We start from the raw sequence: 13973 nt of genomic DNA on the forward strand, positions 1-13973 counted from the left end.
CTGGATCGATCTCTTCCAGGTGACTGGTTCCTCTCTACCTCACCATCGACCCATTTCACCATCGGGAAGTAGTCAACGACCTCCTCAACGGAAAAACCGAAGCCGGCGGCGTTAATCCCCACCAAAACCGAAATCCACCAGTAGTACTAAAAGGGCTCTTCCGGTTTTAGAGTGCATTGATTAGTTCGCCGGGGGTTCGGGCGTGGCACAAGATATTGGGGTCCTTGGCTTTGTAGGAAAAAGGTATCTAATCCATCCGTACAAAACTAAGGACCTACTGTGCAGCCTAACGGAAATGTCATCGTCGATACCATCTGCCGCACCGCAAAACTAGGAACTACTATCACCGGTGCCACAGAAAACGGTGACGTCACTGTTATTGAAGCCGAACCCGTCGAGCCGATCAATGAATGCCCTACCTGCGGGCAGCCTGGAGTATTCCGCGACCACGTCATCCGCAGCCTGGTCGATCTGCCCATCGTCGGCCACCCAACAACTTCATGTACGCCTTCCACGCTACCGGTGCACCAACAAGCGTTGCTTGCAGAAGATCTTCCGTGCTGGCCTTGCCTGCGCGCCCGACAATTCAAAGACCACGGACCAGGTGACCCACTGGATCCTGCAACGACTCTGCCTAAATCGGATGAGCGTTGCCGCTGCACCCAAGTCATTAGGCCTGGGGTGGGATATGAAGTGTCCCAGGTTTTGTTCCGTTTGATGAAACCCGTTTTTGAAACAACGTACGGAGCACAACGCACGCCGATGCCAAAGCTTCCGCAACATCGACTACCTCATCAAACCCACGACAGTGGGATTCACACCCTCAATCCCCACGCGTGCAATCTTCGCACCTCAAAGATTGAAAAATGAAAGAAACCGGAGGTCACGAACCCTTTCGAGTTTGTTACCTCCGGTGTCGCAGTTTGTTCAACTGCTCAGCGTGCCCGGGGCGGGACTTGAACCCGCACGTCCTATAAGGACACTGGCACCTGAAGCCAGCGCGTCTGCCAATTCCGCCACCCGGGCAGGGTATTGATGTCTTGGCGACTAGCTAACTTTAGCACGCAGCCCCAGCGAATCTACAAATCCGCTGGCAAACCTGAACTTTCCAGGGAACTTTGCCGCGCGCGTCTACGTTAAGTCAAGGAAAGCACCCTATACTGATCGCTGCTATATCTCTCCCTGAATACATCCCGAAAGGAGGACGGCCCTTCCAATGGCATTGCTAGATAAGCTCGCCAAGCTGGATTCTTCCCTGCAACGCGGACTGGACAACGGCATGGCCTTTGTCTTCGGCGGCAAGGTCGTCCCCGCTGAGATTGAGGAGCTTCTCAAGCAGGAGGCGCAGGACAATTTGTCCCGCGGTGATGATGGCAAGCTGTATAGCCCCAACGTCATGACCGTCGGCGTATCCTCCAAAGATATCGAGAACCTCTCCCAAGACCGGGGTGTTCCCAAGGATCTAGCTGATCAGCTCACCCGCTTCATCCGTAACAGTGGCTGGTCCCTCGCTGGGCCGGTCATCGTACGCATCGCGGAGGAGTCGGGGCTGCGGACTGGGCAGTTGCGCGTGTCCTCCTTTTTGGATCACGAGCCCACCGAAGAAACCGGATTTGATGCGATTTTCCACCACGACCATGGTCAGGAGGACTCTATGACCCAGCCGCACAACGCCGACGAGGCCGCAACCACAGCCTTTATGGCGCCCACCCCGAACCAGCCGGCGCCGCAGGGGCCCGCGGTGACGCTTATGCTGCAGGACGGCTCCTCCCGCGTCTACCACGTGCAAGAGGGCTCCAACATCCTGGGCCGCAGCAACGACGCGGACCTGCGCCTGCCCGATACCGGTGTATCCCGCCAGCACGCGGAGATCACCTGGAACGGCCAGGACGCCGTGCTGGTGGACTTGCAATCCACGAACGGCACCACCGTGAACGACACCCCGATTGAGAACTGGCTGCTTGCCGACGGTGACGTGATCACCCTCGGCCACTCCCACATCGAGGTGCGCATCACCGGCCTTGAAAACCAAGGCTACTAAGCCGCCTCAGCAACTTTCCCAGATTTTTTAGCGTAAGGACTTTCCATGGATTCGATCGTGCTGCTCTCGCTGCGCATCGGCCTGCTGGTGTTGCTGTGGCTGTTCATCTTGGCCGCACTCAACGCCATGCGTCGCGATGCCAATAAGGCCGCCGGCGTCTACCAGGCATCGTCCCCGGTGAAGGGGGCCCAGAGGCGTCGCGAAGCGCCGCGTGAAATCACCATCGTGGACGGGCCGCTGCGCGGTTCCCACATGGAGCTAGGCACTCTTGAGGACTGTACGATGGGCCGCGCACAGGACTGTGACTTTGTCACTGGTGATGATTTCTCCTCCGGTCACCACGCCCGTTTGTTCCGCCGGGGCAGCGAGTGGTTCGTGGAGGACCTCGAATCCCGCAACGGCACCTTCGTTGGTGGCGTTCGCATTGACCAGCCAGAACGAGTCGGAGTCGGCTCCGATATCAAACTTGGCCGAACGACCGTGAGGTTGATGGCATGACTTTAAGCCTGACTTTTACTGCAGTGACGGACCGCGGACTGGTCCGCGAAAATAACGAGGATTCCGCCCACGCGGGCCCGCACCTGCTGATGTTGGCCGACGGCATGGGAGGCCACGCAGCCGGCGAGGTTGCTTCCACCACCATGGTGGAGCACATGGCCTCCCTCGAGCGCGATCCAGGCGATAATGACATGCTGGCGCTCCTTGGGGCCGCAGCGGAGGACGCCAATGCGGCGATCCGCGAGCACGTGGACGAGCACCCGGAGACCGAGGGCATGGGCACCACGCTGACCGCCCTGCTCTTTAACGGCTCCGAATTCGGCGTGTGCCACGTGGGTGATTCCCGCGGCTACCGGCTGCGTGAGGGCAAGCTGACTCAGATCACCAAGGATGACACCTACGTGCAGTCCCTCGTCGATGAGGGAAAGCTCGATCCTGAGGATGTGTCCTCCCACCCGCAGAAGTCGTTGATCCTCAAGGCCTATACCGGCCGGCCCGTGGAGCCGACGCTCTTTACGCTCGATGCTGAACCGGGCGACCGCCTCCTGCTGTGTTCGGACGGCCTGTCGGATCCGGTGACGGCCTCTACCATCGAGCAGGCTCTGAAGCAGGGCACGGTCGAAGAGGCCGCCACCACCCTGCGGGATCTAGCGCTGCGCTCCGGCGGTCCGGACAACGTCACCATCGTGGTGGCGGAGGTCGTGGACGGTGAGGGCGATGACGTAGCCCCAATCACCGTCGGTGCCGTCCAAGGCGTCGTCCCGGAACCAACGCACCCCGATTCTTCCGCGAGCCGCGCCGCGAAGCTTATCTCGCCCCCAAAAGCGCAAGCCGCTGAGGAGAAGCCCCAGGACGAACCACAGCGGCGGCCACAGCGAAGCCGGATTGGGTGGAAGGTCATTGCGTGCCTTGCCATCATCATCGTGCTGGTCATCAGCGGCGGCCTCTGGATGAAAAGCTACCTGGGCAGCAACTACTACGTGACCGCCGATGAAGAAGGCGTCCTCACCATCCAAGAAGGCGCGGACTATGAGATCTTCGGCCGCCCGCTGCACCACACGTATCAGAATGCGTGCCTGAGCAAGGACAACGCGCTCAAGCTGGGGTACGGCGCCTGCGACGGTGATTTCGCACCGTTCGCACTGAAGGATTTGCCCGAATCCGAACGCGCTGCCGTGGGCAATCTGCCCTCCGGCTCCTATGACGAGGTGCAAACGCAGCTTTCGCAGCTTTCGGACAAGGCGCTCAAGCCCTGCCCGAAGGCGTCGAAGGACGAGAAAAACAAAGATGCCAAAAGCGAATCCAAAGGAAACTGCCGGGAGGTGAAGTAGATGAGTAAGTTCTTTTCCCGCGGCACCGAGTTCGGCCTGCTCGTGCTCGCCACCGTGGTCTTCGCCATCACCCTGGTCAGCCTCGAGTTATCGCAGGGCAACGTGCTGACCCTCGATGTCCTCTACCTCATCGGCGGTTTCATCGGCGTCTTCGCCGTCGCTCACTTGGTGCTCTGCTTCCTCGCGCCCTACGCGGATCAGCTCATGCTTCCCATCGTCGCGGTGCTTAACGGCACCGGGCTCATTCTGTTGAAGCGCCTCGACCTGGCGAATGGCGGCGGGCTGGCGGTGCGGCAGGTGATGTGGACCATCGTCGGCCTCATCCTCTTCGCGCTGGTGCTCATTCTCCTACGCGATCACCGCTCGCTGACCAGGTACTCCTATATCTTGGGCGCGCTCGGCCTGATCCTTCTCGCCTTGCCCCTCGTGTGGCCGCAACCGCCGGGCGTGGATGCCCGCATCTGGCTGTGGCTGGGGCCGTTTTCTATCCAGCCGGGCGAGTTCTCCAAGATCTTGCTGATCCTGTTCTTCGCCATGCTGCTTACCCAGAAGCGCTCGCTGTTCACGGTGGCCGGCTACAAGTTCCTCGGCATTTCTCTGCCACGCCTGCGAGATCTGGCTCCCATCCTGGTGATCTGGGGCATCGCGATTATCATCATGGGCATTTCCAATGACTTTGGTCCCGCCCTGCTGCTGTTTAGCACCGTGCTCGGCATGCTCTTTATGGCTACCAACCGCGTGAGCTGGTTGCTCATCGGCGTCATCCTCGTGGGTATCGGCGGCTTCAGCATCTACCAGGTGTCGGACAAGATCCAGCAGCGCTTCTCCAACTTCTTGGATCCGCTGGGCAATTACGACACCACCGGTTACCAGCTTTCCCAAGCGCTGTTCGGTATGTCCTCCGGCGGCATTACCGGATCCGGCTTGGGCCAGGGCCACCCGGACATGGTTCCGGTAGCGCACTCGGACTTCATCCTGGCCGGGATTGGTGAGGAATTCGGGCTCGTCGGCCTCGCCGCCGTGCTCATTCTCTTTGCCATGCTGGTCTCGCGCGGATTCCGTACCGCACTGACCTGCCGCGATACTTATGGCAAACTGGTTGCCTCTGGCCTCGCGCTCACCTTGGCCGTGCAAGTCTTCGTCGTCACCGGCGGCATCTCCGCGCTGCTGCCCATGACGGGCCTGACCACGCCGTTCATGTCTGCGGGTGGTTCTTCGCTCATGGCCAACTACATGCTGCTGGCCATCCTGCTGCGTATCTCGAACGCGGCCCGCCGCCCGGCGCGTGAGCTGAGCTCAAACGCACCCACTGACACGTCCATGTTCCCCGCCGTCCAGGAGGCCACCCGATGAATAGATCGATCCGCCTCGTTTCCCTCTTTGCCCTGATCCTTACCGCCGTCCTCCTGGTGAACCTCACGGTGGTGCAGGCGTTTTCGACGGATAAATACGCCCACAACCCCAAGAATGTTCGCGGCTACCTGGAGATGCGCACTACCCCGCGCGGCCAGATCTTCGCCGGCGATACGGTCTTGGCGCAGTCCACCGCGGATGAGAACGGCAATTACTCGCGTTCCTACCCCACCGATTCCCCGGCCTTCGCTGATATCACCGGCTACCTTTCGGAGCGCTTCGGCGCCTCCCAGCTGGAGGCATCCCAGAATGACATCCTCAACGGCAAGGATGATTCGCTGCTGGCGCGCAATTGGCTCGACACGCTCTCCGGAAAACCCCAGATGGGAGCGAACGTCGAGGTCACCATCGATCCCGCACTGCAGCAAGCCGCCTACGACCAGCTAGCCGGGCCCGGCTATAACGGCGCGGCCGTGGCCATCCAGCCCTCGACGGGCAAGATTCTGGCCATGGCCTCCACCCCTAGTTTCAACGTCTCCGACCTGCTCGGTGACAACGCCAGCGAACGGTGGGAGCAGTTGCAGAACCAAGAAGGCACGCCGCTGGTTAACCACGCCGCGCAGGACACCCTGCCCCCGGGCTCGATTTTTAAGATCATCACCACCGCCGCCGGCCTCAATAACGGTTTCAACCCGAACTCCACGTTGACCGGCGCCGCCTCCATCACGCTGCCCGATTCCGTCACGGAGCTGACCAACGACGGCAACCGAGCCTGCGGCGGCGCAGAGAGCGTCACCCTACATACGGCCTTCGCGCTGTCCTGCAACACGGCTTTTGCGCAGATGTCAGAGAGCATCGGCGCCGATGAGCTGCGCAAGTATGCGGAGGGCTTCGGCGTGGGTGAGAAGTACTCGCTCGGTGTGGAGACTTCCGCTGGTGCGCTGGGCGAGCTTGGCGACGGCGCCCAAGTCGCCCAATCCGCCATCGGTCAGCGCGACGTCACCATGTCCGCGCTCCAGGCGGCTATCATGGCCGGCACCATTGCCAACAAAGGCAAGCGCATGGAGCCCTACTTGGTCAACCGCATCACCGATGCCCAGATGAAGGAGCTGCGCTCCACCGAGCCACGCCAGGCTGCCGAGGCCGTCAGTGAAGAGACGGCCAATACCATCAAGGACCTCATGTTTGCCTCCGAGCACAGCACCTATGGCTATGACGGAAACGGTTTTGCCTCGAAGACCGGTACCGCCGAGCACGGCGAGGGCCTTGCTCCGCACGCGTGGTACGTGGCTTTCGACCCGGACAAGGACATCGCGGTGGGCGTCGTGGTCAAGGACGGCGGGCACCTTGGCCAGAATGCCTACGGCGGCCAGGTCTCCGCGCCCATCGGCCGCGCCATCCTGCGCGCATACGGAGGACAGCAATAGTGAGTAGTGCAGATAACAAGGAACACCTCCAAGCGCTGATCGGTGAGGACTATCAGCTGCAGTGGATCGTCGGCCACGGTGGCATGTCCACGGTGTGGCTGGCGGACGACGTCCGCAATGACCGCGAGGTCGCCCTCAAGGTCCTGCGCCCAGAGTTCTCCGATAACAACGAGTTCCTCTCGCGCTTCCGCAACGAGGCCAAGGCCGCAGAATCCATCGATTCCGAAAACGTCGTAGCTACGTACGACTACCGGGAGCTTGAGGACAACGGCCGCATCTTCTGCTACATGGCCTTGGAATACATTCGCGGAGAATCCCTGGCGGATCTCTTAGCCCGCGAAGGTGCACTGCCGGAAACGCTGGCCCTCGACGTCATGGAGCAGGCCTCCCACGGCCTCTCCGTGATCCACCACATGGGCCTCGTGCACCGCGATATCAAGCCCGGCAACCTCATGATTACCCAAAATGGGCAGGTCAAGATCACCGATTTTGGTATCGCCAAGGCCGCTGCCGCAGTGCCGCTGACCCGCACGGGAATGGTCGTCGGCACCGCCCAATACGTCTCCCCCGAGCAGGCCCAGGGATATGAGGTTGGCCCGTCCTCCGACGTCTATTCACTCGGCGTCGTGGGCTATGAAATGCTGGCTGGTAAGCGCCCCTTCAGCGGCGATTCCTCAGTATCGGTGGCGCTGGCGCACATCAGTCAGGCGCCGGAGCCCTTGTCGACGTCGATTAGCGCGCCCACCCGTGAGCTGATCGGCATGGCCCTGCGCAAGGACCCGGGCACCCGCTTCGCCGACGGCAACGAGTTCACCAACGCGATTGCTGCCGTGCGCCAAGGCCAGCGCCCGCCGCAGCCGAAGTCCGCGGCACTCGCGCCTATCGCAGCCGAACCCTCGCCTTCCGCCTCCACGGAGATGCTGGCCAACATGGCGCACCCCACCACGGTGCGTCCGGCCGTTTCCACACCGCAGTCTGAAGAGCGCCCTGCCAAGCAGGGGGGCTTCGGCACTGGGCTGCTCATCGCCGTGGCCATCGCCGCCCTCGTGGCTATTGGCTTCATGGCCTATAGGCTGTGGGGCAACACCTCTCCAACTCCGCCGCCTCCGCCCACCGAGGTCATCGTGACCGAAACGGTAGAGCCAGAGACGACGGTGGAAGAGGAACCGGAAAGCCCCGAGACCGTCGAGATCACCACCGTGGAAGAGGAACCTACTCAAGTCACCGTCACAACGACGCACTCTGTCATCCCCTCCCCTTCCATGACCACACACCACACGACCCATGAGGAACTGCCCACCCTCCCCGTGGAGGAGACGCAGCCACAGGTCAATGACAGCCCAACGCTCGAGCCCGAACTAGACTCACAGAACAACCCCACCGAAGAATCCGCACTACAGGGAGGCCAGTAACCCACCATGGTCAGTGATCGGTACCACCTCCGCCAGTCCATCGGCACCGGCGGTATGTCCGAGGTCTACGAGGCCGAGGACACCGTCTTGGGGCGCACCGTTGCCATCAAGATGCTGCGCCCCGACATGGCGCGCGATGTTAATTTCCGTGAGCGCTTCCGCCGCGAGGCCCAGAACTCCGGCAAGCTCAACCACCCGAACATCGTCGCTGTCTTCGACACGGGTGAAAAAGACATCGACGGTCTGATGGTGCCCTACATCGTCATGGAATACGTGCAGGGGCGCACCCTGCGCGACATTGTCCGTGAGGATGGCCCCATGCCGGTGGAAGAAGCCGCGCGCGTGCTGAAGCCGGTAGCGGATGCCCTTCAGTCTTCCCACGAGGCAGGCATCATCCACCGCGACATCAAGCCGGCCAACATCATGCTCACCAACACCGGCCAGGTGAAGGTCATGGACTTCGGCATCGCCCGCGCGCTGGATGATTCCACGTCCGCGATGACGCAGACCTCCGCCGTCATCGGCACCGCGCAATATCTTTCCCCGGAACAAGCGCGGGGCAAGCCTGCCGACGCCCGCTCCGACGTCTACGCCCTGGGCTGCGTCATGTATGAAACGGTCACCGGGCGCACTCCCTTTGAAGGTGAGACACCGTTTGCGGTGGCCTATCAGCACGTGCAAGAGGAACCAACACCGCCGTCGGATTTCATCACTGCGGACCTCACGGAACGGCAGCGGCTCGGCGTTGATGCCGTCGTGCTCACGGCGATGGCCAAGCACCCAGCGGACCGCTACCAGTCCGCGTGGGAGATGGGCGATGACCTCGAACGCTTATCCCAGGGCCAGCTGCCCGAAGCGGCGCGCTCTCACGTCAACGACGAGGATCACCCCACCACGATGGTGGCACCCGTGTCCGCGCAACACCGCGCGCCGGTGGCCTCCACCCGCCCGTCGGAGGATGAGGAATCTGGCTCCGGTCTCAAGTGGCTGGCGGCGTTGCTCGCCGCCTCCCTCGTGGCCATCATTGGCTATTTTGCCTGGGATTTCTGGGATAGCTCCCGCCAGGAGGCCCGCGAGCGCGAACAGGCGCAGCACGAGGCGGCCAAGCGCTCTGACATGGTCACGATCCCGAAGGTGGCCAACCGCCCACGCAATGAAGTGGTGGCGGAGCTGGAGAAGCTTGGCTTGTTAGTGACCGTCAACGAAGAGCCCAGCCCCGACGTGCCGCGTGGCAAGGTTATCCGGGTCAACCCGGCGGAAGGTTCGGAGCTGCAGAAGAATTCTTCAGTCACGTTGACTGTGTCTTCCGGCAAGGAAGTCACTGAGGTCCCGGATCTCACCGGCATGAAACTGGATGAAGCCACCACCGCGCTGGAGGAAGCCGGCCTGGAGCTGAATACCGACGTGGAGCAGGTCAATGACGAAGCCCCCACCGGCCAGATCATTTCCCAGAACCCGGCGGGCGGCACGCAGCTGTCCAAGGGCTCGAAGGTACATATCACGGTGTCTAAGGGCCAGAAGGAAGTCAGCGTGCCGGACGTCAGCGGCATGGATCGTGACCGCGCGGTTGAGATGCTGTCCTCCATGGACTTTGATGTCACCGTGAATTCGGTGGATTCTGAGCTGCCGGAAAACCAGGTGCTCAAGGTCGTCGAGAAGGGCCAAAAGCTTCCGAAGGGCAGCCCTGTTACGCTGGAGGTCTCTAACGCGATGCTCATCCAGGCACCGGAGCTTGTGCACTCCACGCAGCAGGAAGCTGAATCCGCGCTGCGCGCCAAGGGCTGGTCTGGTTCCATCGAGGTAGGCGAACGTATTCCGACCTCGAACCCGATCGACAGCAACAAGATTGGGTGGGCGTCGGCAAGCCGCGGCGATGTCATCCGCAAGGATCAGACCATCCAAGTCCGTTTCTGGGAGTTTGACCCGGCAGCACTGCTGCCGCAGTAGCTCTCAGTACCGCAGCTGCTAAGGTATCCCACAGATTAACCACCCCTATTCTTCGTGAAGGTGTAATAATGCCAAAGTCCAAGATCACGACGGAGGGCTCCGCACTCCCGCAGTCCTCCAGCTCTGCTACTAACCGCACCCCGGTCAAGATCAACTCTGAGGGCACCCCGAAGTGGTACATCGCCATCATGCTGGGCCTCATGCTCATCGGCCTGCTCTGGCTCGTGGTGAACTACCTGGCGGGCGAGTCCATTCCGTTCATGCAGGAACTGGGGCCGTGGAATTACGGCATCGGCTTCGGCCTGGCCATCATCGGTCTGTTAATGACGATGGGCTGGCGTTAGCTTTCAGCGCCGCCGATGAACTCCTCGAAGTTCTATAGCATCGCCGGCGTCGGCTGCATCATTTTGGTGATGCTCACCGTCACGGTGGATAAAAACTTCCTCACCCCCGGCGCACTCGTCCTCGCCGGCCTCGGCGTCACCCTAACACCGCTGGCCGTCCGCTACCCACGCGTGGCGGCCTGCGGGTACGGTGCGCTTTTTGCACTGGCGATGTGGTTTTCCGATTGGCGGTCTTTCCTGCTCTTGGCGTGGAGCCCCGTCATCGTGGGCATCGTGGCGTTTCGCACGCGCTGGCTGTGGGCGGTTCCCCCAGCGGTGGCGTACACATACCTGATCACGACGGATCCTTCGATTAATTATCTTCCTGATTTTGATCCGTTGAACCTGTCGACGCCGCTCATCTTATATGCGGTGGCCATCGTCATTGGGGCCGCGCTGCGCAAAACCCGGGACCAGCGTCTTGCCGCTGAGCAACGCGCCGCAGAAGAGCGCGAGGCGCTTATGACAGCTCTCCATGATTCGGTCGCCGCGACCTTAACCTCCGTGGTCATGCGTTCTGAGACCCTAGCGCTGACCCAAACGGATCCCTCAGCGGCCGACTCCGCAGAGGCAATTGCTGACGACGCCCGCCGCGCCATGGGCGAGGTGCGCGATCTATTGCGCGTGATGAAGAACGAAAGCGTGACGAAGGGGGTCAAATCACTGGAGGAAGACCTCGACACTATGGTCAGCTTCCTGAGCAGTCATGGTTTTCAGTGTGAGCCGCAGATAACAGTGGACAAGAATGGCCAGCTTGCACTGCCGGAAAAGCTCTCCCTCGTGTTCTCCGAACTCGCCGTGAACATCCTCAAGTACGCCCGCCCTGAATCCCGTGTAAGCATCGAGGCGACGAGCACCTCCAAGACCATCGACGTGGTGATCACTTCCGTGATTGCGGCTCAGCAATCACGCCAATACATGACGACGAATCTGGGCTTGGGTGAAATCGCCCGCCGCGTTCGCCGAATGCACGGCAGCTTCGGCAGCGGCAAAGAAGGCGAGCACTGGGTCACGCGCCTTTCCCTTCCCACCGCCAGCCTCAGAAAAATATAGTAAGCTTTCCCGGTAGTCCGCCATTTCTTAAATTTAAAAAGGTTTGACATGCGTACTTCCCTCGCCGTTGCCGCCGCAGCTCTCGCGCTGTTTTCCGCGCCAATCGCCAGCGCCGCTGAGGCTCCTGCTGAAACCACCGTTGACACCGCTACTGAGAACACTGAGTCCACCGGATTCACCTTCTACAAGTCTTTCGCGGGCGAATTCACCGACCACTTCCGTTGCTCCAACAACCCCCAGCTCTGGTGGTGCGGCTAAACTGTTGCCATGAGCATTCGGGTTTTCCTCGTTGATGATGATGAGCTCGTTCGCTCGACGCTCCGCGTCTACTTCCAGACCACCGAGGACATCACGGTGGTCGGTGAGGCAACCAACGGCGCCGATTGCTTAGACCAGCTTGAAGAAGCCAAGCCGGACCTCGTCCTCGCCGATATTCACATGCCGCACATGGACGGCATTACGCTGCTCAAGCACCTTAACTCCGCGCCGAATCCCCCGACGTTTTTGGCCGTCACCGCCTTCGACTCGGATGACACGATGCTGAAGATCCTGCGGGCGGGCGGCGCGGGCTATATCTTGAAGAACCAGCGCCCGCGCTCCATCATCGAGGCGGTCCGCGCCGCCGTGGAGGGCGGCACCGTCGTGGCACCCGCCGCCATGCACCGTTTGGTGGACTACATTGGGGAACCCGCCACCCCACGCGATCCCGTCGCCGCCGCTATTGAGAGCCACGAGCTTCACGACGCCGAAATTGCCGTCCTCAAACTCCTCCTCGCCGGCAACTCCAATTCTGAGATCGCCGCCGCCACCCACTATTCCGAGTCCGCCGTGAAGAAACATGTCTCACGCCTTATCACCATCTTCGGCGCCAGCACGCGCCTGAACCTGGTGGCCAAGATTCTGGGCGGCGCTGGCTCTTAAGCCCGACCCAACTCTGCTCGGTTAACGGGCTTCTCCCCCAAATGGCGGAGGCTAAAGATTGCCTGCTTAGGCGATGTTTCTCATGCCCCTGATCAATATCGTCAGAGGTATGAACACCGTATTCACTGCTCGAGACATCACCGTCTCCTTCGCCGGACATGAGGTTGTCCACGGCGCGAACCTCACGGCATCGCCCGGACGGATCACCGCTTTGCTTGGTCCAAACGGCGCCGGCAAATCCACCACGCTCCGGGCTGCCCTCGGCTTGGTGAAAGCCACCGGAACGAAGCACATCAATGGCACCATCGGGCTGCTCCTCGACGATGGCGGCCTCGTTACCAGTCTCACCGGGCGTCAGCATCTCCACGCAATGGCGAGGCTATATGGCGTCGATAAGTATCGGGTACAAGAGGTTTTAGAGCTTGTCGATATGTCGCACCGCTGCGACCGGCAGCTCAAAACTTACTCGTTAGGCATGAAACGGCGTATAGCGCTAGCGGGAGCTCTGTTACAAGATCCCGACATCATCATCTTGGACGAGCCGTCCTCTGGTCTTGATCCTGACGGCATTCGTTGGCTGGGCGAAGTCTTGTGTGCGGAAGCTTCCCGTGGGAAGGCAATTATCATGGCAACCCATCATCTGGCTGAAGCGGCCGCAGTCGCCCACGACGTAGTCATCATTTCTCGTGGTCACACCACATTCACAGGCGTTCTCAGTGAAATCCCTGACCTTGAAGCCGCCTACTTCGCCCACGCTACGAAAGGCTAGACATGAAATCCGAGCTTTATACCCTTCGTCACCTCCCGAACGTGCTGATCGTCGCGATACTCGCAGTTATGATGGCGGGCATCAGCGCTGTCCTGCAGTGGGCACTTCCGTTCCTTTTGAAAATTGACCCGCCACAAGTCGGTGACAGTCCAACAGGCCAACAGGTGCAGGCGCTTATCGACGGCTCCGACCCCACGACGTCCAGTTTCCAATTGGCCGCCCTCGATATCACAGGTTCTGGCCAGTCCACAGGCATTTCAATCTTCCTCATCGCCATTGTTGCACTCACAGTCACTGCAGCTAGCTACCCATTTTCCAGTGGTGCAGTGGTGTGGAAGGTGGTTGGCGCTGGTTCGCGTATGAAATGGGTGCGTTCTTTGATCGCGGCTGTACTTAGTACCGTCCTCCTAGTATGCGTGGCAGCGTGCGTTCTTAACTCACTGATCGCACTGGTTGCGGCTCCGATGAATGATGTTTCTCTGGTTGCTTCTGCTTCTAATGTCGCTGTCGTGTGGCTGCGAGGCAGCTTGGCCGTGCTACTACTGACCCTCGCGATCATCGGTGTCGTATTAGCCATACGGAGGATCGGTCCAGCCATCGGCGTTATTGTCGCAGTGTTGATGGCAGGAGTGATCTTAGGAACTATCGGCGTCATGGCCGGGTGGGAACCGTATCTTTACAGTTGGCTTCCTTCTTCTGCTGTGTCAATTGCTGGTGGACAGGGGGCAACGCAAACTATGAATCCATGGGTAGGTATTGCTGTACTTGCCGGCTGGTCGGTTGTGAGCATGGGACTTGGGCTCACCCGCTTTTACCGGGCAAATCTTTAACATGGACT

At 60.6% G+C, this 13973-nt stretch carries 13 protein-coding genes, 1 tRNA gene and 1 pseudogene; 14 read left to right on the top strand and 1 reads right to left on the bottom strand.

Annotated elements, in window-relative coordinates; all coding sequences use genetic code 11:
• Positions 1 to 279: 279 nt before the first annotated feature.
• Positions 280 to 697 (top strand): annotated as a pseudogene (locus HMPREF2967_RS13185) (transposase family protein); the annotation flags it as partial.
• 244 nt (positions 698 to 941) lie between these two features.
• On the opposite strand, the gene HMPREF2967_RS00500 reads toward HMPREF2967_RS13185, so the two are convergent.
• Positions 942 to 1026: transfer RNA gene (locus HMPREF2967_RS00500), tRNA-Leu, on the bottom strand.
• A 190-nt stretch (positions 1027 to 1216) separates the two neighbouring features.
• Here HMPREF2967_RS00500 and HMPREF2967_RS00505 point away from each other — a divergent pair.
• From HMPREF2967_RS00505 to HMPREF2967_RS00565, 13 genes are all read left to right on the top strand, one after another.
• The gene (locus HMPREF2967_RS00505) at positions 1217 to 2041 is read left to right on the top strand and encodes a DUF3662 and FHA domain-containing protein (RefSeq protein ID WP_070444456.1); all 825 of its coding nucleotides are present in this window, start codon (positions 1217 to 1219) and stop codon (positions 2039 to 2041) included.
• A gap of 45 nt (positions 2042 to 2086) precedes the next feature.
• Positions 2087 to 2539, top strand: coding sequence for an FHA domain-containing protein FhaB/FipA (locus HMPREF2967_RS00510; RefSeq protein WP_070444458.1), 453 nt, complete (start codon positions 2087 to 2089; stop codon positions 2537 to 2539).
• Positions 2536 to 3870 (top strand): PP2C family protein-serine/threonine phosphatase, encoded by a 1335-nt coding sequence (locus HMPREF2967_RS00515; protein WP_070684511.1) that lies wholly within the window; start codon positions 2536 to 2538, stop codon positions 3868 to 3870. The genes HMPREF2967_RS00510 and HMPREF2967_RS00515 overlap by 4 nt, the downstream gene beginning before the upstream one ends.
• The gene (locus tag HMPREF2967_RS00520) at positions 3871 to 5223 is read left to right on the top strand and encodes an FtsW/RodA/SpoVE family cell cycle protein (RefSeq protein WP_070684512.1); all 1353 of its coding nucleotides are present in this window, start codon (positions 3871 to 3873) and stop codon (positions 5221 to 5223) included. It abuts the gene before it with no gap.
• Positions 5220 to 6650: a penicillin-binding transpeptidase domain-containing protein gene (locus tag HMPREF2967_RS00525; RefSeq protein WP_070523242.1), complete on the top strand. Its 1431-nt coding sequence runs from the start codon at positions 5220 to 5222 to the stop codon at positions 6648 to 6650. Before HMPREF2967_RS00520 ends, HMPREF2967_RS00525 begins: the two co-directional genes overlap by 4 nt.
• Entirely contained in the window at positions 6650 to 8062 is a 1413-nt protein-coding gene (locus tag HMPREF2967_RS00530; RefSeq protein WP_070523245.1) for a serine/threonine-protein kinase, read from the top strand. The genes HMPREF2967_RS00525 and HMPREF2967_RS00530 overlap by 1 nt, the downstream gene beginning before the upstream one ends.
• 6 nt (positions 8063 to 8068) lie before the next feature.
• On the top strand, positions 8069 to 10009 hold the full coding sequence (gene pknB / locus HMPREF2967_RS00535; protein ID WP_070523248.1) for a Stk1 family PASTA domain-containing Ser/Thr kinase: 1941 nt from the start codon (positions 8069 to 8071) through the stop codon (positions 10007 to 10009).
• 68 nt (positions 10010 to 10077) lie between these two features.
• Positions 10078 to 10353, top strand: coding sequence for a cell division protein CrgA (gene crgA, locus HMPREF2967_RS00540; protein ID WP_070523252.1), 276 nt, complete (start codon positions 10078 to 10080; stop codon positions 10351 to 10353).
• Between the two features lie 15 nt (positions 10354 to 10368).
• On the top strand, positions 10369 to 11445 hold the full coding sequence (locus HMPREF2967_RS00545) for a sensor histidine kinase (RefSeq protein WP_070684513.1): 1077 nt from the start codon (positions 10369 to 10371) through the stop codon (positions 11443 to 11445).
• A 48-nt stretch (positions 11446 to 11493) separates the two neighbouring features.
• Positions 11494 to 11703 carry a hypothetical protein gene (locus HMPREF2967_RS00550; protein WP_070683179.1) on the top strand — a complete coding sequence of 70 codons (210 nt, stop codon included), beginning with the start codon at positions 11494 to 11496 and terminating at the stop codon, positions 11701 to 11703.
• A gap of 9 nt (positions 11704 to 11712) precedes the next feature.
• Positions 11713 to 12366: a response regulator transcription factor gene (locus tag HMPREF2967_RS00555; RefSeq protein WP_070533551.1), complete on the top strand. Its 654-nt coding sequence runs from the start codon at positions 11713 to 11715 to the stop codon at positions 12364 to 12366.
• Positions 12367 to 12475: 109 nt separating this feature from the next.
• Entirely contained in the window at positions 12476 to 13135 is a 660-nt protein-coding gene (locus HMPREF2967_RS00560; protein WP_070523305.1) for an ABC transporter ATP-binding protein, read from the top strand.
• Positions 13136 to 13137: 2 nt separating this feature from the next.
• Complete coding sequence (locus HMPREF2967_RS00565) at positions 13138 to 13965, top strand: hypothetical protein (protein ID WP_070684514.1); 828 nt, start codon at positions 13138 to 13140, stop codon at positions 13963 to 13965.
• Positions 13966 to 13973 lie beyond the last annotated feature (8 nt).

The organism is Corynebacterium sp. HMSC059E07 (genome assembly GCF_001814395.1).
Taxonomy (GTDB): domain Bacteria; phylum Actinomycetota; class Actinomycetes; order Mycobacteriales; family Mycobacteriaceae; genus Corynebacterium; species Corynebacterium hesseae.

Bases quoted from the DNA above. Each gene is read 5' to 3' on its own strand.
- HMPREF2967_RS00510 (WP_070444458.1), top strand. From the start codon at position 2,087: ATGGATTCGATCGTGCTGCTCTCGCTGCGCATCGGCCTGCTGGTGTTG.
- HMPREF2967_RS00545 (WP_070684513.1), top strand. From the start codon at position 10,369: ATGAACTCCTCGAAGTTCTATAGCATCGCCGGCGTCGGCTGCATCATT.
- HMPREF2967_RS00505 (WP_070444456.1), top strand. From the start codon at position 1,217: ATGGCATTGCTAGATAAGCTCGCCAAGCTGGATTCTTCCCTGCAACGC.
- HMPREF2967_RS00560 (WP_070523305.1), top strand. From the start codon at position 12,476: ATGAACACCGTATTCACTGCTCGAGACATCACCGTCTCCTTCGCCGGA.
- HMPREF2967_RS00565 (WP_070684514.1), top strand. From the start codon at position 13,138: ATGAAATCCGAGCTTTATACCCTTCGTCACCTCCCGAACGTGCTGATC.
- HMPREF2967_RS00525 (WP_070523242.1), top strand. From the start codon at position 5,220: ATGAATAGATCGATCCGCCTCGTTTCCCTCTTTGCCCTGATCCTTACC.
- HMPREF2967_RS00550 (WP_070683179.1), top strand. From the start codon at position 11,494: ATGCGTACTTCCCTCGCCGTTGCCGCCGCAGCTCTCGCGCTGTTTTCC.
- HMPREF2967_RS00555 (WP_070533551.1), top strand. From the start codon at position 11,713: ATGAGCATTCGGGTTTTCCTCGTTGATGATGATGAGCTCGTTCGCTCG.
- HMPREF2967_RS00520 (WP_070684512.1), top strand. From the start codon at position 3,871: ATGAGTAAGTTCTTTTCCCGCGGCACCGAGTTCGGCCTGCTCGTGCTC.
- HMPREF2967_RS00515 (WP_070684511.1), top strand. From the start codon at position 2,536: ATGACTTTAAGCCTGACTTTTACTGCAGTGACGGACCGCGGACTGGTC.
- crgA (WP_070523252.1), top strand. From the start codon at position 10,078: ATGCCAAAGTCCAAGATCACGACGGAGGGCTCCGCACTCCCGCAGTCC.
- pknB (WP_070523248.1), top strand. From the start codon at position 8,069: ATGGTCAGTGATCGGTACCACCTCCGCCAGTCCATCGGCACCGGCGGT.